28 protein-coding genes are annotated in these 22,178 nt (G+C 37.9%); 4 read left to right on the top strand and 24 right to left on the bottom strand.

Annotated elements, in window-relative coordinates; genetic code table 11:
- Positions 1 to 156 precede the first annotated feature (156 nt).
- The 5 genes from V7108_RS06700 to V7108_RS06720 all read right to left on the bottom strand — a co-directional run bounded on the left by V7108_RS06700 (position 157) and on the right by V7108_RS06720 (position 3,713).
- Positions 157 to 285 (bottom strand): hypothetical protein, encoded by a 129-nt coding sequence (locus V7108_RS06700; protein WP_335567662.1) that lies wholly within the window; start codon positions 283 to 285, stop codon positions 157 to 159.
- Positions 286 to 498: 213 nt separating this feature from the next.
- Positions 499 to 1,023 carry a CBO0543 family protein gene (locus tag V7108_RS06705; protein WP_335567663.1) on the bottom strand — a complete coding sequence of 175 codons (525 nt, stop codon included), beginning with the start codon at positions 1,021 to 1,023 and terminating at the stop codon, positions 499 to 501.
- Positions 1,024 to 1,092: 69 nt separating this feature from the next.
- The gene (locus V7108_RS06710) at positions 1,093 to 1,377 is read right to left on the bottom strand and encodes a HesB/YadR/YfhF family protein (protein ID WP_335567664.1); all 285 of its coding nucleotides are present in this window, start codon (positions 1,375 to 1,377) and stop codon (positions 1,093 to 1,095) included.
- Positions 1,378 to 1,474: 97 nt separating this feature from the next.
- Positions 1,475 to 2,563, bottom strand: a complete 1,089-nt coding sequence (locus V7108_RS06715) for an MBL fold metallo-hydrolase (RefSeq protein ID WP_335567665.1) — start codon at positions 2,561 to 2,563, stop codon at positions 1,475 to 1,477.
- A gap of 154 nt (positions 2,564 to 2,717) precedes the next feature.
- Entirely contained in the window at positions 2,718 to 3,713 is a 996-nt protein-coding gene (locus V7108_RS06720) for a Gfo/Idh/MocA family protein (RefSeq protein WP_335567762.1), read from the bottom strand.
- A gap of 146 nt (positions 3,714 to 3,859) precedes the next feature.
- Between V7108_RS06720 and V7108_RS06725 the strand changes: the two genes are divergently transcribed.
- Positions 3,860 to 5,086 carry an MBL fold metallo-hydrolase gene (locus V7108_RS06725; RefSeq protein ID WP_335567666.1) on the top strand — a complete coding sequence of 409 codons (1,227 nt, stop codon included), beginning with the start codon at positions 3,860 to 3,862 and terminating at the stop codon, positions 5,084 to 5,086.
- A gap of 4 nt (positions 5,087 to 5,090) precedes the next feature.
- Positions 5,091 to 5,354, top strand: a complete 264-nt coding sequence (locus tag V7108_RS06730; RefSeq protein ID WP_335567667.1) for a DUF3006 family protein — start codon at positions 5,091 to 5,093, stop codon at positions 5,352 to 5,354.
- Between the two features lie 87 nt (positions 5,355 to 5,441).
- Here V7108_RS06730 and V7108_RS06735 read toward each other — a convergent pair whose 3' ends face one another.
- From V7108_RS06735 to V7108_RS06750, 4 genes are all read right to left on the bottom strand, one after another.
- Positions 5,442 to 5,993: a GNAT family N-acetyltransferase gene (locus tag V7108_RS06735; protein WP_335567668.1), complete on the bottom strand. Its 552-nt coding sequence runs from the start codon at positions 5,991 to 5,993 to the stop codon at positions 5,442 to 5,444.
- Between the two features lie 90 nt (positions 5,994 to 6,083).
- Positions 6,084 to 6,413 (bottom strand): hypothetical protein, encoded by a 330-nt coding sequence (locus tag V7108_RS06740; protein ID WP_335567669.1) that lies wholly within the window; start codon positions 6,411 to 6,413, stop codon positions 6,084 to 6,086.
- Positions 6,406 to 6,933, bottom strand: a complete 528-nt coding sequence (locus tag V7108_RS06745) for a hypothetical protein (protein WP_335567670.1) — start codon at positions 6,931 to 6,933, stop codon at positions 6,406 to 6,408. Before V7108_RS06745 ends, V7108_RS06740 begins: the two co-directional genes overlap by 8 nt.
- 2 nt (positions 6,934 to 6,935) lie before the next feature.
- Positions 6,936 to 7,139, bottom strand: a complete 204-nt coding sequence (locus V7108_RS06750) for a helix-turn-helix transcriptional regulator (RefSeq protein WP_335567671.1) — start codon at positions 7,137 to 7,139, stop codon at positions 6,936 to 6,938.
- Between the two features lie 142 nt (positions 7,140 to 7,281).
- Between V7108_RS06750 and V7108_RS06755 the strand changes: the two genes are divergently transcribed.
- Positions 7,282 to 8,547, top strand: coding sequence for an MFS transporter (locus tag V7108_RS06755; protein WP_335567672.1), 1,266 nt, complete (start codon positions 7,282 to 7,284; stop codon positions 8,545 to 8,547).
- 102 nt (positions 8,548 to 8,649) lie between these two features.
- A complete protein-coding gene (locus V7108_RS06760) occupies positions 8,650 to 9,405 on the top strand; it encodes a sulfite exporter TauE/SafE family protein (protein WP_335567673.1) in 756 nt (251 codons plus the stop codon).
- Between the two features lie 67 nt (positions 9,406 to 9,472).
- Here V7108_RS06760 and V7108_RS06765 read toward each other — a convergent pair whose 3' ends face one another.
- The 15 genes from V7108_RS06765 to V7108_RS06830 form a co-directional block, all read right to left on the bottom strand.
- Positions 9,473 to 10,012, bottom strand: a complete 540-nt coding sequence (locus V7108_RS06765; RefSeq protein WP_335567674.1) for a hypothetical protein — start codon at positions 10,010 to 10,012, stop codon at positions 9,473 to 9,475.
- Positions 10,013 to 10,170: 158 nt separating this feature from the next.
- Positions 10,171 to 10,467 (bottom strand): hypothetical protein, encoded by a 297-nt coding sequence (locus V7108_RS06770; RefSeq protein WP_335567675.1) that lies wholly within the window; start codon positions 10,465 to 10,467, stop codon positions 10,171 to 10,173.
- Positions 10,468 to 10,595: 128 nt separating this feature from the next.
- Positions 10,596 to 11,129, bottom strand: coding sequence for a GNAT family N-acetyltransferase (locus tag V7108_RS06775; RefSeq protein WP_335567676.1), 534 nt, complete (start codon positions 11,127 to 11,129; stop codon positions 10,596 to 10,598).
- A gap of 14 nt (positions 11,130 to 11,143) precedes the next feature.
- On the bottom strand, positions 11,144 to 11,713 hold the full coding sequence (locus V7108_RS06780) for a TetR/AcrR family transcriptional regulator (protein ID WP_335567677.1): 570 nt from the start codon (positions 11,711 to 11,713) through the stop codon (positions 11,144 to 11,146).
- A gap of 183 nt (positions 11,714 to 11,896) precedes the next feature.
- A complete protein-coding gene (locus V7108_RS06785) occupies positions 11,897 to 12,859 on the bottom strand; it encodes an MBL fold metallo-hydrolase (protein WP_335567678.1) in 963 nt (320 codons plus the stop codon).
- Positions 12,860 to 12,954: 95 nt separating this feature from the next.
- Positions 12,955 to 13,443, bottom strand: a complete 489-nt coding sequence (locus tag V7108_RS26865; RefSeq protein WP_420489164.1) for an MBL fold metallo-hydrolase — start codon at positions 13,441 to 13,443, stop codon at positions 12,955 to 12,957.
- Positions 13,444 to 13,500: 57 nt separating this feature from the next.
- Entirely contained in the window at positions 13,501 to 13,923 is a 423-nt protein-coding gene (locus V7108_RS26870; protein WP_420489165.1) for an MBL fold metallo-hydrolase, read from the bottom strand.
- Positions 13,924 to 13,951: 28 nt separating this feature from the next.
- On the bottom strand, positions 13,952 to 15,205 hold the full coding sequence (locus V7108_RS06795) for an MFS transporter (protein WP_335567679.1): 1,254 nt from the start codon (positions 15,203 to 15,205) through the stop codon (positions 13,952 to 13,954).
- Positions 15,206 to 15,540: 335 nt separating this feature from the next.
- Positions 15,541 to 16,467 (bottom strand): alpha/beta hydrolase, encoded by a 927-nt coding sequence (locus V7108_RS06800; RefSeq protein ID WP_335567680.1) that lies wholly within the window; start codon positions 16,465 to 16,467, stop codon positions 15,541 to 15,543.
- A 108-nt stretch (positions 16,468 to 16,575) separates the two neighbouring features.
- On the bottom strand, positions 16,576 to 17,670 hold the full coding sequence (locus tag V7108_RS06805; protein WP_335567681.1) for an FAD-dependent oxidoreductase: 1,095 nt from the start codon (positions 17,668 to 17,670) through the stop codon (positions 16,576 to 16,578).
- Between the two features lie 13 nt (positions 17,671 to 17,683).
- On the bottom strand, positions 17,684 to 19,021 hold the full coding sequence (locus V7108_RS06810) for an MFS transporter (protein ID WP_335567682.1): 1,338 nt from the start codon (positions 19,019 to 19,021) through the stop codon (positions 17,684 to 17,686).
- 55 nt (positions 19,022 to 19,076) lie between these two features.
- Entirely contained in the window at positions 19,077 to 19,832 is a 756-nt protein-coding gene (locus V7108_RS06815) for a GntR family transcriptional regulator (RefSeq protein ID WP_335567683.1), read from the bottom strand.
- Positions 19,832 to 20,515: a 3-oxoacid CoA-transferase subunit B gene (locus V7108_RS06820; protein WP_335567684.1), complete on the bottom strand. Its 684-nt coding sequence runs from the start codon at positions 20,513 to 20,515 to the stop codon at positions 19,832 to 19,834. The genes V7108_RS06815 and V7108_RS06820 overlap by 1 nt, the downstream gene beginning before the upstream one ends.
- On the bottom strand, positions 20,508 to 21,203 hold the full coding sequence (locus V7108_RS06825) for a 3-oxoacid CoA-transferase subunit A (protein ID WP_335567685.1): 696 nt from the start codon (positions 21,201 to 21,203) through the stop codon (positions 20,508 to 20,510). The genes V7108_RS06820 and V7108_RS06825 overlap by 8 nt, the downstream gene beginning before the upstream one ends.
- A 16-nt stretch (positions 21,204 to 21,219) precedes the next feature.
- Complete coding sequence (locus V7108_RS06830; RefSeq protein ID WP_335567686.1) at positions 21,220 to 22,170, bottom strand: MBL fold metallo-hydrolase; 951 nt, start codon at positions 22,168 to 22,170, stop codon at positions 21,220 to 21,222.
- Positions 22,171 to 22,178: the final 8 nt, after the last annotated feature.

A 22,178-nucleotide genomic window follows, 5' to 3' on the forward strand; every position in this document is an offset into this window, starting at 1 on the left:
GTCTGAGTAAGCAAAACCGTTCATTACTTATGTCCTATTTCTTTTAACAATTTATTCAGGGGAACCATCAGGTATGATGAGCATAACGAATAAAGAGAATGTACTCAAAAACAAAAAGACCGCCGCAGCGATCTCATTCTCATGTTGATAACCAATCTACTTTTTCTTTTTATTTCCCTCTTGGGCTTTTAATGCTACTTTTTCAAGCCCGTCTTGAGCAAATTCTGCATCTGATTTAGGCATAGCCTTATTATATCTTAATTCATCATTCTTATTTTTAGACATTTTTTCACCGTCCTTTGAAGGTTGTTTAAATATTCTTTAGAATGCCAACCTTGATGGATTTCGTAGAGGACATATTTTTACATCGGCATCCATAATTTTAGTTTGGTTTCTTTTTGGCAGTTTATGTATTTATGTTCTCTTCGTTTAATGTCGTCCTTTAACCAGTCTTATCATATCGACAATACGTAACGTTTTTTTCCATAATTCATAAAACTATTTCATATTTTCAAGTGGGATCGGGAACATCATCAACAAAAAAAGAATCCAGATTAGGGATAAACCCCAAGCCATAAGTGGATTTTTGTAATGAATTCGAAGCATTAAAAACATAACGATATTAAATAACACTGACCACATCATACTCCAGCCATTATGATGTCTTATTAAATGTAAATAGTGGAGATTTATATATTCCAATATAGAATAGAGAAATACCCAAAAAGAAAACCACAATCCTTGTTTTAAACTTGTTTTTGGAAAGCGCCCTAAGTAAATGAATATTGTTGAGGGGTAGCCAATAAACATGACCGTAATGTTGATGATTGTGTGATTCCTAAAAATGTTTTCAAAAATGATTGTTTCTTTATACGTCCACAACCAATGATTATAAAGTAAAAAATTTTTTAAGAGATCCCCAATAATGAAGAATAAGATGGTGGGATAAAAATCCCTCCACCTTCGCCAGTCACCCCATTTAATTGCTGCTAAGAGGAAAAGTAGAACATAAATGAAGAGCATAGTTCACACACCTACTATTTCTTCCTATTTTGCTCTATTTCCCCTCTTTTTATGATTTTAAAAACGGTCCTATGTGAAGATATAATCTACATCGTCGTCTTTCCGTACAACTGCTAAATCATAATTCTCTAAAAACCAAGCATCACGATCATCAAAGTAAAATGTGATTCCTTCCACTTCATCCTTAATCGCGATTGTACCTTCTTTTCCTACTGATAATCCTAAATAATAGGATTTATGAGGCGTCGGTATTCCGCCATAAATTTTTACAACAAACTGTACATAATCACCTGATTTTAAATTCATCTCAGATATATACCAAGCCGCAGCCTCTTTCGTTACTTCCAATTTCATATCTACACCTCATATTTAAAATAATTTCCCTACCTATTTATACTCCTAAAGTTTTCCACAAAAGCCATTTCACATTCAACGATTTATTAATACTTACTTATTTCCACCAAGGTACGGGTGTTGGGAGAGTTCCATTCAGAAGGACTGTCTCACCGATTTTGGGAGTGATTATGTTAACTTCTTTTTCCTTAGCCTTTTTTAATGCTCTTTCTACAGGGTCTGTCCATGAATGGTATGCCAGTGTAAACGCACCCCAGTGACTCAGCATCATGTTTTTACCTTTTACATCGAGGTGAGCCTGGATGGAATCTTCTGGTTTCATATGAATAGCGGCCCATCGTTCATCATATTGCCCACCTTCTATTAAGGTAAGATCGAAAGGACCGTATTTTTCTCCAATCTTTTTAAAATGTGGACCATACCCGCCATCACCACTGGTATATAATCTGTACTTTTCCCCTAAAATTACCCAGCCCATCCAAAGGGTAGAATCTCGATTGAATATTCCTCTGCCTGAAAAATGCTGTGAAGGAACAGCAGCGACTTTTAATCCTTGCCATTCCATTTCATCCCACCAATTTAATTCAGTAATTTTCTCGGTCGCTACTCCCCACTTCTGTAAATGTGCTCCGACGCCGATTGGAACAAAAAAATGACCAGCTTTCTCTTTTAATCTTAGAATGGAAGTATAGTCTAAATGGTCGTAATGGTCATGCGTGATGAAAACAGCATCGATGAGGGGCAGCTCGTTAATTGCATATAACAAATCATTACTATACCTCTTGCTTCCCACTAGTGTAACTGGAGACGGGGAGAGACCGAACATTGGATCAATTAATATTTTTTTGTTATCTAAACGAAGGAAGAAGGTCGAATGCCCAAACCAAGTCAAACTGTCTTTCTCACTTCGAATACTGTTCCAATCGATTGAAATGGGAATCGGATTATTTGGTTTACGATCTTTTTTTCCAATTAGAGCGTCCTTCAATAATGACAAAACGGTTGAGACACTCATTTTCATATCTGTTGGATGTTGATTCACAAATTTCCCATTCTTGAAATTCACGAAGTTACTGTAGGTCTGTTGTTGGGTTTTACTAGGTGTTCTTCCAAACGTTGGATGCAAGCGAACGAAAAGAATGATAGCTATTACGAATACACCCAAAAAGGCAAGCAGATAGAACATATTTTTGCGGTTCCCCCTTCGAACACAATCTTCCAAAAGCCTCTATCTATGATATAGGTTTAGGAGGGCGGATGTAATTGATTTGCACTTCCCGCTTGAGTGACCGACACCCTTTCCAAAAACAATTTAGGGTCACTCCCCGACCCATTATAAGTTAGATATCCTTATAATAATTCTTCACCATTTCCCCCATAACCCAATTTGTTCTTGCCCCTGATTCACCCTCGCTTGGACACTTTCCGTTACCCGTTGTTAATTCAGCCACAACCGTTTCTATTAGAGGTTGATGGACATGTTTTGGCGGTTCGAAACTAAATTCCTCTGTTCCCGCCTCATTCTTTAATACAACAGGGTCATTTCCAAAAGTCGAAAAGGTAATTTTCCCTTTACTTCCGACAATTTCATTTACATCCACATTCTCAAAAGCACTAAAACACCAATTTCCCACGCCGTGGACTCCTGATTCAAACTGATATGTACCTGTTACAATGTCTTCGGCCCGATAATAGCCTGCTTGATTCGAGGCAAAACCTTGGACAGACTTGATAGGTCCTAGTAAAAAATCTACTATATCAAGTGTATGGCTGGCTAAATCAAAAAACAGTCCTCCACCAGCTAATTCGGGTTGAACTCTCCAGGGAAGATTTTGAGAATCCAAAACATCAACGGTAGCTTTTTGGTACTGGGTTGTAGATACGAACCGTACATCACCAATTGCCTCATTTTCCAACAGCTCTTTTATTTTTAAAAATTTCTCATGTGCCCTGCGGTAGTAGGCAACATATAAGGGAACACCAGCTTTTTCACAGGCAGCGATCATCTCCTGACATTCAGAGAAATTAAGAGCCATGGGCTTTTCTACATAAACAATTTTCCCTGCCTGTGCTGCCTTGATGGTATATTCTTTATGTGAACCTGGAGGTGTCGCGATATAGACAGCGTCTACTTCAGGGTCATGAATCAGTTTATCTCCATTGTCGTACCATTTTGGAACATGATGCCGTTCCGCATAGTCTTTCGCAAGTTCACCCGTCCTCCGCATAACTGCAACCAATTCAGAGTTGCCAATTTTTTGGAAAGCAGGACCGCTTTTTACTTCCGTCACATCGCCGCAGCCAATAATCCCCCAACGAACCTTATTCCGTTTCATCATCATTATCTTCCTTCCTTAGATTAGCCTTAAACTAATAGTAATCTTCCTTCTCCTTAATGACCAGTTTAAAACTCATCTCAGACCGAGAATTGTCTGAAAATGACTGATTTGTGATAAGCTATGAAAGGAAAAGGGGGATTTGAATGCATAAACGTTACCTTTTTGCTTTATTTTGGTTTATTACCATGATTCTCATTAGTGGTTGTGGACAAGATTCTGTCAACCCAAATAAAACGGATGTTTCAGATAGGAAAGAATCAGTTGAAGAAAAATCTATTCCAGCGGAGAAAGAAGGAGCTCAGAGTAATGTAGAAAACAAAGCCACTCCCACTGACTTATCAGAGCTAAAGGTCCATTACATTGATGTTGGCCAAGGTGATTCTACATTACTTCAATTTTCAGAAGATGGTGAGGACTTCGCAATTATTATTGATGCAGGTAATTGGAAAGGAGATGAAGTGGTAAATTACCTTAAATCGCAACATGTATCACAGATTGATATTGCCATTGGCACCCATCCTGATGCCGATCATATTGGCCAGATGGATCAAGTGATTAACACCTTTAACGTGGGCGAGGTTTGGTTATCAGGGAACATGAATCCTTCACAAACCTTCCAACGGCTTTTAACTGCTATTGATTCCAAACAAGTTGACTATCATGAACCTAGAATGGGGGAAGAATTTGAAATTGGACCACTGAAGATGGATGTTTTATATCCCAAAACAATCAGTGAACATGATAATGAGGAATCAATTTCATTAAAAGTAACCTATGGTGAGGTTGTCTTTGTTTTTACAGGGGATGCCACCACGGATGATGAATTAAAAATGCTTCAAAGCGGAATCGATGTAAAAGCAGATATTTTAAAACTTGGTCATCACGGATCATCTACTTCTACACACCCGACTTTTCTCCATGAAGTGAATCCGGCTGTTGCCATTTACAGCGCTGGCAAAGGCAATTCTTATGGTCACCCCCATGAAGAAGTGGTCAATCTCATAAAGAATTCTAACATTCAGCTTTATGGCACAGATGTTCACGGGACAATTCTCGTGACAACGGATGGAAAAGACTATAAGGTTTTAACCAAAAAAGATGGAACCATTACCCCATCAAGCAGCGGAAACACACCAAAAGATACTGCTAAGATGGAAGAAATGCAGCCGATTGTTGGTCAATGTATTGACGTCAATACTGCAAAGATTGAACAACTACAAGAAATCATTCATATAGGTCCTGCACGGGCGAACGAGTTAATTAACTTACGACCTTTTAGGTCGGTTGATGATTTAGGACGAATTAGCGGAATCGGGACAGCAAGAATTGCAGAAATTAAATCCCAAGGACTTGCTTGTGTAGGAGGTTAGGAAAATGAAAGGTTATTTAGACAGAATTGAAGATCGTCAATTTGCGGTGATTTTAGTGGACGACCTCAAAAAAGAATTTATTATTCCGTCAGCAGAACTCCCTGAAGGAAGCGTTGAAAACTCATATTTTGACCTTACCATCGAAAATGAAACAATTACTTCAATAAAATTGGATGAGGAAACTACCCTTTCTGAACAACAAAAAGTGGATGAAATGATAACAAAACTTCGTTCAAAGAGTACTGGCAGTAAATTTAAAAAGAAATAAATCAAATTCAAGACTAAAAAAAGAGTTAAGTAAATTTACTTAGCTCTTTTTGATTGTAATGCATTGATAGATATGTATTTAGTTTTTTTATATAAGATCCAAATCTCCTTTTAAGAACGAGTACATAATTAAATCATCAAATTTGCCACATGTAAATTCATAATGCCGCAGTAATCCCTCTTTTCTAAATCCTAGTCTTTCTACTAATTTCTGTGATGGGAAATTATCTGGTTCGATTAATGCCTGAATTCTTTCTAACTGATAGTGTTGGAAGCCGTACTTAACAACAGCTGCCAAAGCTTCATTTGCTATCCCTTTCCCCCAATACTCTTTGCTTAATTCATAGCCAACATCAGCTCGGTGATGTTTGGATAGCATATTAAGAAAACCACAACTTCCAATTACTTCGTTAGAATCCTTTAATGTAATTCCCCATCTAATTCCTGTACCTTCTCTGTATATAGATTGATACCAGCTTATTTCATCCAAAACCTCATCATCAGTTTGAAAAGGGACTAACCCCATATGTTTCATAACCGTATCATCCGATAAATAGGTAAGCATATTCTTCGCATCTGCTACCGTTACTTCTCTTAAAATTAATCTTTCTGTTTCGATTATAGGAAATCGTTTTGCCATAAATATTCTTCCTCTCATTAATCTAACCATTTTGTTTCGCTTTAGAAAAGAAAAGGGACCTATAAAAACAGGAAATTAGCATTACCCGACTCATCTAATCTTCCGATAAAGTTTGTATCTCTTCCCTTCAAATTCGAAAGATTTTTTATTTGAGGCTGCTTGTACTGCACGTGTTACATCCTGCTGTATCTTTGTTAAATTGCTTTGGATTTGCACTAGTTCAGATTTTTCATCGTTAATTACTAAAAAAAATGCATCCATCTTCTTCAATCGATTTAAAGCCTTTCCAAACGCCAATATCCCCTCACCTAGGAACTCAAAGATTTGTACACTGCGGCTATTGATATCTTCTTGGATAAGTTCATAAATTATTGCACCTTTTGGAGTAACTTTCATTAATTCTTGTTCATATTTATTCATGGTAATTCTCCAATGCATCTAGTTTTCGATTGTATCTTTTAACATTCCATTCATCCCATACGTAACTGATCGCATAAAACACAATAATACTGATCAAAAATTCCATGGAGAGAGTAACAATAATGTTTATCTGCTCACCCCATTGTGGGAACAAGAGCAAATGCTGCCATTCTTTTTCAATTAAAAAAGTAACAATAATGGTGAGGATTAAAAACACAACTGCTAAACCGAGTGAATCCAAAAAATAATATCTCTTCCTTCTTTTCTTGGATTGGTGATCAAATCCTGTCGGTATTAATTCTCCTGTTACCATTTTTGGAATCATTAAACTTTCATCCTTTCGTGCAAACCATCCAATCAATACAGGTATCATGACAATTAAGTTTATTTCCAGTTTACTATTCGTAATATCCTTCGTACTGATATACTTCCAAATACACGAAACGATAAGATACAGATACACTATACCTAGCGTTATTGCCATCCCCCTGGCAATAAAGTTTTGACTTCTTTCATCCATTTCTATTCCTCCTCTACGTAATTAAAAAGTTCTTCGATAGCAACGTTAAATATTTTGGCTATGTCCCATGCTAATTTTAGCGAAGGATTATAATTTCCACGTTCAAGGTGACCAATGGTTTCTCTTCTGACCCCTACCAAACTAGCTAATGTTTCCTGATTCATATTGTTCTTTGCTCTAAATTCTCTAATTTTGGTTTCTAACACATGTAACTACCCCCTTTTACAAAATGTTATATATTTCTCACATGATGTTATAAATATATAACATCACACAGAAATTGTCAATGTTCTGACATTAATGGAAATTCATATATATAGGGTAAAAACCTAACAGGAGTATAAATCATTGGAAAAACAAAATAGCAGGTTTAGATGGGTAGTATTTGCTTCAGTCTTATTTACTTATTTATTAATATCGAGTCAAAGAACCGCACCCGGATTAATTACCGACCAAGTGATGAAAGATTTTAATGTAACTGCAACAACGATTGGGTTACTGACAAGTATCCAATTCTTTGTGTACACTGGTCTGCAAATTCCAATGGGGATGCTGGCTGATCGTTTTGGCCCAAATTTTTTTCTCATTATCGGTGCCATTCTAACCGGATTAGGGACAATGATTTACAGTCTCGGCACCCATGAATATATTCTCTTTTTTGCCAGAATCATGACTGGGTTAGGAGATGCAACCATTTGGGTTAATTTAGTGTTAATTTTGGGACATTGGTTTAGTGTAAAGGAATTTACTCGATTAATCGGAGTAACCGCCATGACGGGCAGTCTTGGTTTTCTTCTGGCAACGATCCCTTTCTCTTTATGGATTGATCTCCATGGATGGAGAATAGCATTTTTTTCAGCAGGATTATTGATCTTTTTTTGCGGCATTTACCTTTATTTTGTACTCGTCAAAAAACCAAAACAATCGCTATTTACAAAGAATGAAAAACAACGTGAAAAAACAAGGGTTTTACTTAGAAGAATATTTACGAATCGGCAAGCCTGGGCTTTATTCCTGTGTCACTTTGGGATTGTGGGAACGTTTGTAGGTTTTATCGGTTCATGGGCTGTACCTTACGGAATGACAATGTATGGAATGACTCGTTCTGACGCAAGTCAACTCATTTTGCTTGGACTTTCCGCAGCACTCATTAGTGCTCCTTTATCCGGCTGGATAACGAGTAAGCTGGATATGATTAAACGTCCATATATTGTTGTACATATCATTCTTTTGATGAGTTGGTCTGCCTTATTCGTATACAAGGGAAACCCGCCATTGTACGTACTGATGGTGCTTTTCTTCATTATCGGCCTTGCATATGGGGCAAATGCCTTAACTTTTGCAGCCGTTCGGCAATCGTTTCCCATCATGGAATCTGGCATCGCCTCCGGGTTTGCGAATACGGGAGGATTTCTTAGTGCCGTATTGCTGCCAAGTATCTTTGGAAAAATATTGGATCATTATCAGACAGACACAGGCAGCATAGCTGATGGATATTATTTCGGTTTCATTACTCCAGTCATCTTCTCACTTATAGGCTTGATTGGCGTTATTTTATTAAAGGAAAAAGCTCAAGTTGCAGCACCCAAGAATCATACTGCAAATCTTAAATAATAAGACATTCGTTTTAATCTAAGGCAAAGATTACTAGCACAAAAATATAGAATTTACACCTAATCTGTACTAAAATAAGTACAGGATCAAACAATAATTGGGGTGGACATCATTTTTGAACTTTCATATCTAGAATGGCTAGTTGTTATTTTATGTACCGTCTTTATTGGTTTTACTAAAACCGGTGTATCTAGCATGGGCATACTGGTTGCGACAATATTAATGTACGTGTTTCCTGCAAAGCAATCGATAGGAATCCTCTTGCCAATGCTAGTTGTTGGTGACCTATTTGCAGTCATTTTTTATCGTAGAAGTGTAGTCTGGAAATATCTGATTTCTCTTATACCATGGGTATTAATGGGGATTATTTTTGGATATTTTGTTCTTGATCAAATCAACAGTGATCAGTTAAAACCTTTAATAGGTGTAATCGTGTTAGCACTGATTATCTTGCATATCAGTCGTGAAAGATTTGGGGAAAAGTTTAATCAAGCGTTACCCAAATCTATGTGGTTCACTGTTACAATGGGGATCTTAGCAGGTTTTACTACGATGATCGGAAATGCTGCTGGCGGTGTAATGGCGGTTTATTTATTAATGAAAGGCTTGCCGAAAAAGGAATTTGTAGGGACAGGCGCCTGGTTCTTTATGTGTGTTAACTTAATTAAAGTACCATTTTATATTTCATTAGGGTTAATAACCTATGATTCTATCACGTTTAATTTGTGGTTAATTCCTACTATTTTAATAGGTGCATTTATTGGAATTAAAGTTGTCCCACACATTCCTCAAAAGGTTTTCCAAACACTAATCTTAGGTTTTGCACTCATTGGGGCATTAAGACTTATATTAGTCTAATTTTGAATAAGAAAAAGAAGTATTCGTTCAAAAGAACGGATACTTCTTTTTTGGAAAGTTAACACAGCTACTTGCTTTTTCTTATCAAATTTAAAAATTCCTCTTTATCATCCACACTAAAGAAGATTCGAGAAACCGAATTACTTCTTCCAATCAATGGTTTAGTATGAATGGGAGTTTCTAATACTAGTTCAAATGTCGGTTGGTCTAATCCGATTAATGATAAGTCAAGAACTTCCTTCTTCTTTTTATCCTCATCATAGTAGAGATTTCCATTCCTAAATTCTTTAATATCATTTATATTTAGCACTACCTTTGGTCGAATGCCGATCTTTAAGGAAAGTTGATTATTTTTTATCAGGAGAGGATTCTTGGTAACTGCTTGTAAATCCACGAGAAGAAATAGTATTACAGAGATCGATAAAATCAAATGAGCCCAGTGTAAGATTGCACTCCATTTATAAAGTAGAAATGAAACTCCCACTGACTCTACCACCATTACAAACACAATAACCCAAATAAATCCTGTATAACCTGACTTTTTGTGGTACGTAAAAGATTTTTCTTCTTGCTCAGAATGTAATACCTCTTCTAATGAATTCTTCATCCTCCCAAACTCCTTCCCCACTTATCATAAATTATGATTAACATTTTAAAAAACTAAATATTTAACCTAACTTAATTATAGTGGAAACCTTGTTATGTTTCAATCATTAAGAACTTACATAAAAAAAAAGCCGCCTTGATGGCAGCTAATTTTTTATCTCATTGGGATAATTGTTTGTGTTTTATTTCATTATAGATTGCAACAATAACGTCAATGTTATTGTCAACAAAATTTAGACGTTCTTTCGCCACTCTGGACCATTCATCAGAAAAATTAATGGCTGAAATAATGTGTTTCAGGTTAAATGTATATCCTTCGTGAAGCTCTGCAATGACATAGCTCACGCCCATATGTTTCCCTGCTTTATTCACAATAGTTTCTATATCACTTTTTAGCCATTCCGGAGCAACCTCCGTTGATTTTTTCAGTAATAATTCATATTCTTCATTAAACATCTTTTTTTCCTCCTGATTATTTCAAGAATCTTTAAATAAAAAACAAAACCAATAATAACCATATGTTAAGTATTCGTCTTATACTCTAACATCATACAATATCTTTCCATGAACTTCTAACGATTTGGCTAGTTACTATTCCCTAAATATTTCTCCATCCGAATATCCTTCCACATTCTATCTTGCCAAAAGGTAAAATTTTCGATCACACCAATTTCCTGATATCCTAGTTTCCGGTAGAGGTTTTGAGCTTGGGTGTTAAATTCAAACACCCCCAATTCAACACGGTATAAGCCATGCTTCTTAATTTCTTCCTCTAAGTATTTTATGGCCTTATACCCAATCCCTTTTCCCCTGCCTTCTGGCTCACCAATAGTGATACCTATCCAGGCAGTTCCAGGCTCTTTTTTGTAAATGTGGCCCGGGTCCACCATAAAATTCATTTCACCGATTAATTTGTTTTCTAGATAAATTAAATAGATATGATGGTGTTCAAGTCGTTGATTTAGATGTTCTAGGGTTACGTTTTCCCGACGTTCCAGGTCTGACTTGCTTTGGTTAGGACGCATTAATGGAATTAAATCTGAATTGTTTTCCCAGCGATTAAACAATTCAACATGGCTTGTGGCAGGCTTTATTAGTTTTTCAAAAGATACATTCATAAGGCTTCCCCACCTCATTGCTTAGATTTATAATTTAAAAGAGTAGGTAAAACATCCAAGATAATTTTAAATGGTTCACTTGTTTTTTGTGTTAAACAGAGCAAAATTGCACCTTCAATTGAAGCCGTAATCATGACAGCAATGGATTTAGCAGATTCCTCTGAAATGCCGTCTGCTATCAGCTTTTTTATATAGATACCTTGCATTTTTATGTATAAGTTTGAACAGGCATTCCGGACCGGGTCACTAAGTAATGCCATTTCGCTAATAATAGAGCTAAACGTGTAGGCAGAAATCGTTCCTTCTGATTCAAAATTTGCGATTAACTTGTTAATCATGGCAGCCGTGGCTTCCTTTGTTGTAGGATAACGTTCAAATATATCCTCGATATCATTGGTCATCCCTTCACTCATTGACTGAAGACAGGCAATAAGTAATTCTTCTTTTCCATTAGGAAAATGATGATAAAGGGACCCTTTTGAAAAATTCCCTGCCTTTAAGATCTCGGTTAAACCGACCCCTATATATCCCTTTTGTTGAAATAGTTTTTTTGCTATGTCAATCATCATCGATTTTGTATCCATTTTCGAGCTCCTCCATCCAGATGCATAACGCGCAAGAAATTCGTTTACTGTGTCAATTCTATTACTAGAATAAATAATGGAGTTGCTAAAGTCCATTAAATTAGCACCATGTTTTAAAAGGAATCATTTTGTACACCTTTTTCCTTACAAAAATAGGAGCTGATTCCCTCATCAACTCCCTTTTTAACAATGATAATGCCAAATACCTTTCTTTATTTCCTTCGTAATTTTCCCTTGTATTTCAAGATAATCGAGATATCCAATAATTTTAGACATAGTGTTAAAAAATTTCTTTTCATACTTATCTTTATATAATAACTTGGCAATGCCGCTTGCAGTTGAAATCCCGGATTGAATGAAAGGTATGTATTTGCTGGCTTTCTCATCGATTTCTTTTATTCTTTCTTTTATTAAGTTTGTAGGTTTTTCTATGATACTGGCATGTCCGGAAAAAACAAGATCTGCATTTAGTGACAAACATTTTTCTAATGACTGCTTTTGTTGCGCCAATGATTTTGTACGGGTCCCATCAATATTTGGTTCAACCATAGCATTGCTAGGTAGATGTTTAATCAATAAATCACCAGCAAATAGCCAGTTACATTCTCTATTATAGAAGGCTACTTGGTCCGGAGCATGCCCTGGAATTTTAAGGACTTCAAAACCAAAAAGCTGGTTAGTAGTGATTTCTTGAATTTCACAATGAATTTTTTTATTTTCACCAATTGTAATAGGATTACGTAAATCAGTTGCTTGTGTCTCACCAAACTTGCCGCATCCCATCTCTAGGTATAGCTTTCTAAAAAACTCTACGCGCAATTTCATATAGTGAGGGTCTCTATTAAGTATAAGTTTAGCATAAGGATGGGCATATACGGGAATGGAATGGGTGGATACAATGGTGTTGACCAAACCAATATGGTCAATGTGGTTATGTGTTAGTAAAATGGCTGTTATATCAGTCAGTGTATAATCATGATCCTTTAGAGTCATTTGTAAGGCGTTCCAGCATTCATCATTGTTCAAACCAGCGTCAATTAAAAGGAGGGAATTTTCATGTTTAACTAAGAAAAAGTTAATACTTTCTAATTTATTGGAAGTAGGAACCATAACAGGATATACCTCTATATTGTTCTTTTTAAACATCTTCTATCACCGCCTCAAAAAGAAAAGTACAACATAGCCCACATCGTTTGATGAGGCGGGCTTTGTTGTTTCACCATGAAATAATCGGTTTCGGTTTATGGATTAATCACAAGTCCATCTTCAGCAGCAATAGTTTCCCCTTTATAACCTGCAGCTGAAAACACCTTTGAAATACTCGGTATATCAACCTTACCTAGACCGATATGGGTTAAAACAAGTTTTTTAGCCTTTGATTCTGCTGCCATTTTGGCAAGGTCTTCTAATGTAGCATGAGATTGCTTTAACCCATTCTTTAAACTTTCGCGCGCTTGTTCGGGTACAAAATAAAAATCACTCGCTAACATACCATCTATCACTAGAATATCGGTATTCTTTGCAAACTTGGCAAATTCATTCGAATAGGTTAAATCACCTGACACCACTACACTTTGTCCCTTTGCCTCAAAACGATAGGCATAGGTTGGAACAGTATGCGGGACAGGGATGGATGTAATTTTTACACCATCGAGTTCAAACTGATATTTATCCCCTGTAAAATCGTTAATATTCACATTGGTAAAAATACCATCCTTTGGCCAGCCCAATCCTGAACGATACTCTAAATCAGATTTAAAAAAATTTACTGTCGTATCATAAAGTTCTTAGACTTGAGGTCCTACTAGATTAAGGGAACGCCTTCCTGTAGGTCCCTGCCAGCCATCAATGAAAAAGTTCCAAAAGCCGCCGTTATGATCCACATGTTGATGTGTAAACAACATATTTGTAATTTTTTCTGCAGGCAGACCAATCTTTAATAGTGTACTCGTTGTATTTTCACCACTGTCAACTAAGAAATATTTATCTTTAAATTGAACCAGTGTACTTGGAGCCCTTCGGCCAACCTCCGTTTTTGGGTTGCCTGAACCCACTGTCACTACTCGGAAACCTGCAGGAACTGTTTCAAAAGCTGAGCTGCCATTTTTATTTTCTAGTGGCTTTTTATCGGCAGAGGCTGATTCCTTTGTACCACAGCCACTTATTACCATAACAATTAACAAAACAAAGAACAAAAGTTTTCGTGTCATCTATTCTACTCTCCCTTTAATTCTACTATTATACTTGTAAACTAGCTTTAACATCTTTTTCTGGATTAAATTTAACTTTAGATGGTGCTGTTTCTTTGTATAAGAACGTTAAAAGGAATGCAAGAACGCCAGCAGCAGCGGCAACGTATAATGGTGTTTGAATACCATATATATCTGCTAAAGCACCATTCACCATCGGATTTAAGAATCCGCCGATTAACTCACCAATGCCAATGGTTAATCCAATCGCGAGACCTGAGTATTGTAATGGAACAGACTCAACTGGAATAACAGACATCGACATACCAATGACACCTGAACCAGCAGAACCAATGAATAAAAGCAGCATCATTAATGGAATGGAATCCACGAAAACAATAGATAGCGGAATCAGAATTAATAAAAAGCCAGAAACTAAGGACGCTGGTTTACGACCAGTTCGCTCTGAAATAGTCGGTATTAAGAAACCGAAGATCGCGTATCCCACCCCAAAGGAAGCCATTACGAAACTCATAGTAGTATCAGATAAACCTTTGGCTTGTACTAAATACGTTGGCCCAAAAATTTGGAATGCCATAAGCGTTGTCATAACTAGACTGAAAACAACAATGGATAACCAAATATTACGGTGTTTAAGAACATCTTTCACTTTCACTTTTTCAGTCGATTTAATCGCATGCATAGAATGGAATTTCGCTGAATCAGGATTTTTTACTGATTTAAAGTTCACTATGCTTAATATAATCCCAGGGATAATCGTTAAAAAGAATGCAGTATGCCAGTCAAAATTTGTTGCTAATGCAACGATTACTACAGGAGCTAAAATGCTGCCGAATAATGCGTTGCTTGTGTTCATCGTAAATCCTAAGTTAAATCCTTTACGGCGCTCTGAAGATTCCATTGCTAAAATCGATTGTGTCTGTGGAATCAGAGGACCTTCTACAATCCCCATTAATAGACGAAGTACGAATAACATCGCAAATGATTGTGCTAAACCATGCATTAATGAAACAATGGAAAATGCCAAAACTAAAAGTGCTAACATTGATTTCTTACTTTTAACCTTATCCGAAATGAATCCGCCTAGTGGACCCGATACTGACCAGGTTAATGCAAGCGCTGCTCCAAGTAATCCTAATTGCGTGTAGTTTAGTCCTAAATCTACAGAAATCATTGGGAATAGATAGTTAATCGCTAAACGGTCAAAGAATACGAAACCGATTGTGAAGAAAACGATTAGTACTAACTTGTTTTCATACGTCCAAAACTTTTTCTTTTCCATGAAATAAAACACCCTTCCGTTAAATCACGTATTGTTATCGTTTTTTTTAAATACGTTGATGTGGTGTCTTAGAAGTAAGGTTCTGAATATTAGGAATTTTCATCGCAGAATACTTCCTTCCATCCATTATGTTACGGATTTTCACTGTTAAAATAACCCCAGCCATCACCCCCTTTAGGCTGATACAAATACTAGTAATTTTAGCCTACATATAAAACGGAAGTGACCAGACGCAGTGCCTTGCGGAACAGCCGTGATGATCACTTCCCTGGAAGCCTATTTAGCTGCTGAAATGAACAGTTAAATCACAACTTGCATGGGGTTTCCAAAATTCTTTACTTTGAATTTAAAAAATCAGCTGTTCGTTTATAAACGTCTTTATATTCATCTAAATGAGTGAATTTGCCTAAGAAGCCATGAGTTGCACCCTCATATCTTTTTACTTCTGCATGTACACCGCATTTTTGTAAATTCTGTGCAAATAGTTCCCCTTCATCTCGAAATGGGTCATATTCTGCTGTAATGACGAGAGCTGCTGGAAGTTTTTCTAAATTCTTTTCTCGAATCGGTGAAACTAGCGGATTATTAGTATCCACATTCCCTATTAAATAGAAGGAATTAATTTCTGCTAATTGGTCGCTCTCTACGAAATAGCCTTTTCCGTTTTCCACTAATGAAGGGTAACGGAATTCACTAAAGTCGAGGTCTAGGGATGGATAAAATAATACTTGCTTTGAAATGGTAAATTCCTTTTTATCACGGGCCATTAGGGAAACTGCAGCAACTAAGTTTCCGCCAGAACTATCCCCTGCAATAGCGAGGTTCTTCCCATCCCATTTTAATTCGTCTTTATGTTGTGTTGCCCATTTTGTGACATTATAGGAATCTACTAATGCCGCAGGAAATGGATGTTCTGGGGCGAGTCGATAACCCACAGAAATTACTTTATAGCCGGATTCCATACAAATCGGGCGAACCACTTCATCATGACTATCTAATGTACCAGACATAAAGGCACCGCCATGGAAATACATAAGAATTGGATAAGAATCTGCTTCTTTTGGTGTGTAAATTCTTACTGGAATATCTGCTTCAGCAGTCGTAATTGTTCTTTCTTCGACAGAATAAACTTGTACACGTTGTTCAACTGGTAAAACAGGTGCATCAAACATTTTTCTATGTTCTTCCGGAATAATTTTTGGCTTAGACTCGGATTTTGGAATGAAATCCAATATTTTTTTTATCTCTGGATGTACAGGCATTTGCGAAACCTCCGTATTTCAATCCGCCGCTTATTTGATTGATTAAGCGACGGAATATTCCTATTCTAGTTAATTTTCAGATATCTATTTTGAGAAGAGATTTTATGATTACTTATTTTCAAAGAATTCTTTTTCTGGGAAAAAGGTATCTTCCTTGTCATTGTGGAACTGACGAGATAAATTTTGGAATAAATGGCAAACTGGCTTTCTTAGGTCCTCATACTTTTTCAAAGCCTCTGCAACGGAATCAGTTTCTAGTAAACATTCAGCCAATATCCCGGCATCTTGAATCGCCATATTTGCACCTTGACCTTGGTTATGAAGCATCGAATGGGCAGCATCTCCTAGCAGAGTGATGCATTCATTGCTCCACTGTTGGACTGGATCGATATCATATAGTGCACGAACATCCCAATGATTAATATCTTCGGCAATCTTCTGGAAGTTAGGATGGAAGTTCTTTAATTGATTAAGCATGTCTTCTTTCGGCACGTTTGGTCTACCAGTTCGATCATGGTGTGGTACGGTAATATCGACGGAAACTTGTTTCCGATATTGTAACGGTAGTAAATATAAATTGACTTTATCATTTGCGACAATTCGGAGTGTGTCACCAGTAGCTAAGCCATATGTTTCATCCTCATTAACAAGAGCACGATAGGCATGATAGCTGTGGAAAACAGGCTCAGCTTGACTGAAAAATAGATTCCGGGTAAGGGAACGAATACCATCTGCACCAATAACCAAATCGGCTTCCACTTTGAGGCCGTTTTCAAACTCAATCTCTGCATAATTTCCATGACGAACAATATTTTTACATTTGTGATCCAGATGGATGTATTCAGATGGTATAGCATTAATAAGCGTATCCAGACAGTCTGCGCGATGAATTAATCTCGCCCATTTTTCATTCGGGTCATCTGTTAAAGCAGGCCATTGCTCCTTTAGTAACACTTCCGCTTGTTCTGAAAGGATCTCTATTTGGACGCTTTTATGGGTTACTCTCTCAATTTCTTCCTTAAGTCCCCATTTTTCGAAATACTGAATGGATGGCGGACGCAAACCGATACCTGCACCTACCTCTTTTATAGCTGCTGCCTGCTCATAGACGTCGACATTAAATCCTGCATGACGTAATGCAACCGCAGCTGACGCCCCACCAATACCTGCACCGAGAATAGCAATTCTTAAATTTGATTTCATTAACATTTCCCTCCTAAGCGATATCTTTTTTATTTATCATATTTTTGTTATTACCAAGTTTTAAAGGAACAAATGAAAATGCTATAGCAGCTATAATGCCTGGAATGGCAAACGAAAGGAAATTCATTTGCGCTGATAGATTAAGAGATACTAGAATGCCTCCGAATGTAGGACCGATAATGCCGCCTATTCTACCAATGCCCGAAGCAAACCCTATAGCAGTTGAGCGCATTAATGGAGGATAGTATTGTGATACAAAGGAGTAGGAAATGTTTTGAGCCCCCATCGTACATGCACCAGTAATAAATACCAAGAGATATAGAATCACCATGTTGTTTTTAAAGCCAAGAAGCGTCAAGGAAACTGCAGACATAATAAACATTGGAACTAGTACTTTTTTTACTCCGAATTTATCTGCAAGACCTCCAAGAATTAACGTTCCAATAATAGCCCCTATATTTAATACAATCATAAAGCCTAAACTGGAACCAAGTGGATACCCGGAACTAAACATCAAATTAGGAAGCCAAGTACTTACTCCATTGATCATAAGCAAGCACATGAAAAACGCAATCCAAATCATCACAGTACCAAGCGCGCGTTTATTTTTGAACAAGGCTGCCACTGGAGAACCAGGTTCTTCTTTTTCTGTACTTAATACAAATTCAGCATCTGCTGGCAGTGATACCTTGTCATTAACTTTTGAAAGAACGAGGCGCAGTTCGTTTATTCGACCTTTCATCAACAGAATAGCGGGTGAATCATGAAAAAACTTCATCATAAACGGTATGAGCAAAAGTGGAATCGCTGCTACCCAGTAGACACTTTTCCATCCCAAAAGAGGGATAAAATAAATACCAATGAGAGCGGCTATAATACCACCAACTGAAAAGCAGCACATCACGATTGAAACCATTATGTTATGCATATGTTTTGGTGCGTAATCTGACAGTAGGGCAATTACATTTGGCAAAACCCCGCCAATCCCAACACCGGCAATAAACCGGCAAATAGAAAACGGAGTTGGACCAGGTGCAAAAGCACATAAAAACGTAAATATACTAAAGAGGACAACACTTAAAATAAGAATTTTTTTCCTTCCAAATTTGTCGGCCAAAACACCAAAGAATATGGCACCCAGCATCATTCCGAAAAATCCGTAACTTCCAATGGCTCCTGCTTGAACAGGGGATATCGACCAGTCCTTCATAAGGATTGGGATAACTGATCCATATATAACTAAATCGAACATATCGAAAACTATAATTATGCAGCAACAAACCAACAACCCAATATGAAAGCGGTTAAATTTACCTTCATTGACAACGTCGGTAATGTTTATCTTTGACACCCTATTCCCCCCTGTCCAATATTGTTGATACACTCTTTTTAAATGCTTATCAATCTCATCGATTTACCGTAAGAGAAAACTTATATTCATCGGCTCTATGAACAGCCCTTCTCCAGCCTATGAGTCTATCATTACGCGTGTATAACTTTGTTTCTATTACGAGAACAGGGTCCCCATGCTTTATACCCAAAATCTCTGCCTCCATACTGTTCGCGCTTGACGCACAGATTTGGTGATCACCTCGAGAAATAATAATGCCTTGTTCATTTTCGAGAAGCCTGAAAACACTATCAACTTTCTCAACCTTACGTTTACTCAGTTGGATATCCTCCGATACAGACAAATAAGTCTGTGACCATACTAATGGTTTCCCTTTGAGAAAGATTAATCGGGAGACTCTCTGGACCTTCTCGTTCGGTGTAAGACCAAGAATTGCGCACAATTTCACTGTAGAAAACACATTGTCAACACTTAATATTTTTGAAGTGCAATCCAAACCTTGATCACGAAGAAATCCAACAAGTCCTCCTAACTCTACCCCTGGAGGTCGAACTGGGAGTTCCTGAACAGGAAAGGTGCCCTTCGCCCTCTCACGATAAACGTACCCTTCATCGGCAAGCTCCTTCAGTGCCTGGCGAACAGGCGCCCGACTAACATGAAAGCGCTGAATAAGTTCATGCTCAGTGCTAATTGGGCGACCCGTTTCACCGACAGCAGCCTGTAACTCACGAATCAATATTTCCTTGATTTGTTTATAAAGGGGCACCGATGAACTTCGATCAATGGTTAGTTTTGTCGCATTGTTAACCATTATTTTGCAGGCTCTCCTTGTACAAGCCCGGCCGCATGAATCTTAAGCGGTGCAGCAGTGCGCTCCTGCAAGTATTCAAAGGTAACTCCAGGTGCAAGTTCTTGAACAACAAGACCTTCGTCTGTTACGTAAATCACCGCAAGATCCGTATAAATTCGATCTACACAGCCTGGTGCTGTAAGTGGATAAGTACATTCTTCAACGATTTTCGGCTTTCCCTTACTTGTATGCTGCATACAAAGGAAGATACGTTTTGCGCCAACTGTTAAATCCATCGCTCCGCCTACACGTCCAAGAGGATCATTTGGAACCTTCCAGCTGGCAAGATCACCAGTCATTGAGACTTGGAATGCGCCAAGTACTGCTGCATCAAGGTGACCACCACGGATCATGGCAAATGAATCAGATTGTGAGAAGAAGCACCCGCCCGGCTTTAATGTAATAGGTTCCTTCCCTGCATTTACAAGGTCCATATCCTCTTGTCCTGGTTCTGGTTTTGGTCCCAAACCAAGAAGACCATTCTCACTATGCAGAATAATTTCCCTGCCTTCAGGAATCACGTCCGCAACAAGTGTAGGAATACCAATACCTAAATTTACGAACCATCCATCCTCTAAGTCTTTGGCTACTCGAGAAGCTAACTCAATCTTTGACCATCCAATCTTTTTTTCTTCCTTAACCATTTACTAATACCCTCCCTTCTTGCGCAGCCTCCAATTTTACTAAGCGATGAACATAAACGCTTGGTGTAGCAATATTCTCTGGGTCTATTTCTCCGACTTCTACGATTTCATCAACCTCAGCAATTGTAATTCGAGCTGCTGTCGCCATTACCGGGTTAAAATTACGCTGAGTTTTATTGTAAACAATATTTCCCCAGCGATCAGCTGTGTGGCCCTTGATAAAAGCGAAGTCACCCACGATTGCTTGCTCTAATACGTGCAAACGGCCATTGAACATACGTGTTTCTTTTCCTTCACCAAGCTCAGTGTGCGCTGCAGTCGGTGTGTAAAAAGCTGGAACTCCCGCACCGCCTGCTCGAATCCGTTCTGCTAATGTTCCTTGTGGTGAGATTTCTAACTCAATCGTGCCATTCTGAAGACGGGCAATTAAATCATCAGCATGTGGACCAACAGGGAAAGAACAGATAATTTTCTTCACTTGATTATTGCTAATTAATGCTGCAACACCATCGCTAACGGCACCTATATTATTAGAAACAACGGTTAGATTCTTTGCTCCTTGTTCTACTAGAGCAGCAATTAGATGTGAAGGCAGTCCGCTTCCCCCAAAGCCTCCAACTAGCAATGTTGCCCCATCGTGTATGTCAGCAACTGCCTTGGCTGAATTTTCAAACCTTTTCTGAATCATCTAGATTTTCCTCCTCTCATTTAACCTGCGAACCAATAAGTTCTTCATGGTAACCATTCATTGTTACAAAAAATGCACAAGGTAAGTTCCTTGGATCCCCTGTATAGCCAATTTCCTCAGCAATTGATTCAAACGGCCCATACAGACCATTCTGTTTAGAAGGAAGACCATTCGCTAAATGTCGCTTCACCAAATCTCTTAAGTTGGCATCCCTATCAAGACTTGCTTGTAATACGGAGGCAACTTGCTCACCTTCGATTTGTGCACTTTGCATTTCACCATTGATATCACGGAATGGATGGCCTAAGAATAATTTTTTTGGACGAACTTCTTCTAACAAACGGCGTATACTTTTACGATATAAGGTTGGTGCTTCAATCGTAGGTAAACCGCTAAACCCGCCGTACATTTGAACTGCGTCCGCGGCAAATGCCCAATTTAAGCCTTCTACTACAAAGGTCACAGAACCGATCGAATGACCTGGAGTTTCAATCACTTTTAACGCGATATTACCCCCAAGATGGATTGAATCACCCTCCGCTACTTCTAAGTCAGGTTCAATTGTACCGCCAATATCTGTGGTAAGCATGGCGATATGTTTTTCCTGGATGGTTGGGTCAGTGATGTATTTTCCTTGGAGTAACTTGTAATCAACAATTTGTTCATTCATATCACGCAATAACCGGGCTTCTTTTTTAGGAATGACTACTTTTGCTTGTCTTCCTGTTTTTTCCCATACTCCATAAGCCCCTCCGAGATGATCCACATGACCATGCGTCAGTAAAATCCAACGTATATCTTCTATGCGGATACCATGTCTGGCTAAGGTTGGCTCTAAATCTTGTACTGTTGAGATACTTACACCAGTATCAATAATGGCTGGTTCTGGTGTGTCCACATAATAGGCAAAGGCAGAAATTGGACCAAATTTACATTCAATTGGTATCACACGTACCGAATTTGTCATGTTGTTCA

It is taken from the genome of Neobacillus vireti, from assembly GCF_036962345.1.
Lineage (GTDB): Bacteria > Bacillota > Bacilli > Bacillales > Cytobacillaceae > Neobacillus > Neobacillus vireti_A.

Coding starts and splice junctions, on each gene's coding strand:
- V7108_RS06700 (WP_335567662.1), bottom strand. CDS start 285: ATGTCTAAAAATAAGAATGATGAATTAAGATATAATAAGGCTATGCCT.
- V7108_RS06705 (WP_335567663.1), bottom strand. CDS start 1,023: ATGCTCTTCATTTATGTTCTACTTTTCCTCTTAGCAGCAATTAAATGG.
- V7108_RS06710 (WP_335567664.1), bottom strand. CDS start 1,377: ATGAAATTGGAAGTAACGAAAGAGGCTGCGGCTTGGTATATATCTGAG.
- V7108_RS06715 (WP_335567665.1), bottom strand. CDS start 2,563: ATGTTCTATCTGCTTGCCTTTTTGGGTGTATTCGTAATAGCTATCATT.
- V7108_RS06720 (WP_335567762.1), bottom strand. CDS start 3,713: ATGAAACGGAATAAGGTTCGTTGGGGGATTATTGGCTGCGGCGATGTG.
- V7108_RS06725 (WP_335567666.1), top strand. CDS start 3,860: ATGCATAAACGTTACCTTTTTGCTTTATTTTGGTTTATTACCATGATT.
- V7108_RS06730 (WP_335567667.1), top strand. CDS start 5,091: ATGAAAGGTTATTTAGACAGAATTGAAGATCGTCAATTTGCGGTGATT.
- V7108_RS06735 (WP_335567668.1), bottom strand. CDS start 5,993: ATGGCAAAACGATTTCCTATAATCGAAACAGAAAGATTAATTTTAAGA.
- V7108_RS06740 (WP_335567669.1), bottom strand. CDS start 6,413: ATGAATAAATATGAACAAGAATTAATGAAAGTTACTCCAAAAGGTGCA.
- V7108_RS06745 (WP_335567670.1), bottom strand. CDS start 6,933: ATGGATGAAAGAAGTCAAAACTTTATTGCCAGGGGGATGGCAATAACG.
- V7108_RS06765 (WP_335567674.1), bottom strand. CDS start 10,012: ATGAAGAATTCATTAGAAGAGGTATTACATTCTGAGCAAGAAGAAAAA.
- V7108_RS06770 (WP_335567675.1), bottom strand. CDS start 10,467: ATGTTTAATGAAGAATATGAATTATTACTGAAAAAATCAACGGAGGTT.
- V7108_RS06775 (WP_335567676.1), bottom strand. CDS start 11,129: ATGAATGTATCTTTTGAAAAACTAATAAAGCCTGCCACAAGCCATGTT.
- V7108_RS06780 (WP_335567677.1), bottom strand. CDS start 11,713: ATGGATACAAAATCGATGATGATTGACATAGCAAAAAAACTATTTCAA.
- V7108_RS06785 (WP_335567678.1), bottom strand. CDS start 12,859: ATGTTTAAAAAGAACAATATAGAGGTATATCCTGTTATGGTTCCTACT.
- V7108_RS26870 (WP_420489165.1), bottom strand. CDS start 13,923: ATGACACGAAAACTTTTGTTCTTTGTTTTGTTAATTGTTATGGTAATA.
- V7108_RS06795 (WP_335567679.1), bottom strand. CDS start 15,205: ATGGAAAAGAAAAAGTTTTGGACGTATGAAAACAAGTTAGTACTAATC.
- V7108_RS06800 (WP_335567680.1), bottom strand. CDS start 16,467: ATGCCTGTACATCCAGAGATAAAAAAAATATTGGATTTCATTCCAAAA.
- V7108_RS06805 (WP_335567681.1), bottom strand. CDS start 17,670: ATGAAATCAAATTTAAGAATTGCTATTCTCGGTGCAGGTATTGGTGGG.
- V7108_RS06815 (WP_335567683.1), bottom strand. CDS start 19,832: ATGGTTAACAATGCGACAAAACTAACCATTGATCGAAGTTCATCGGTG.
- V7108_RS06820 (WP_335567684.1), bottom strand. CDS start 20,515: ATGGTTAAGGAAGAAAAAAAGATTGGATGGTCAAAGATTGAGTTAGCT.
- V7108_RS06825 (WP_335567685.1), bottom strand. CDS start 21,203: ATGATTCAGAAAAGGTTTGAAAATTCAGCCAAGGCAGTTGCTGACATA.
- V7108_RS06830 (WP_335567686.1), bottom strand. CDS start 22,170: ATGACAAATTCGGTACGTGTGATACCAATTGAATGTAAATTTGGTCCA.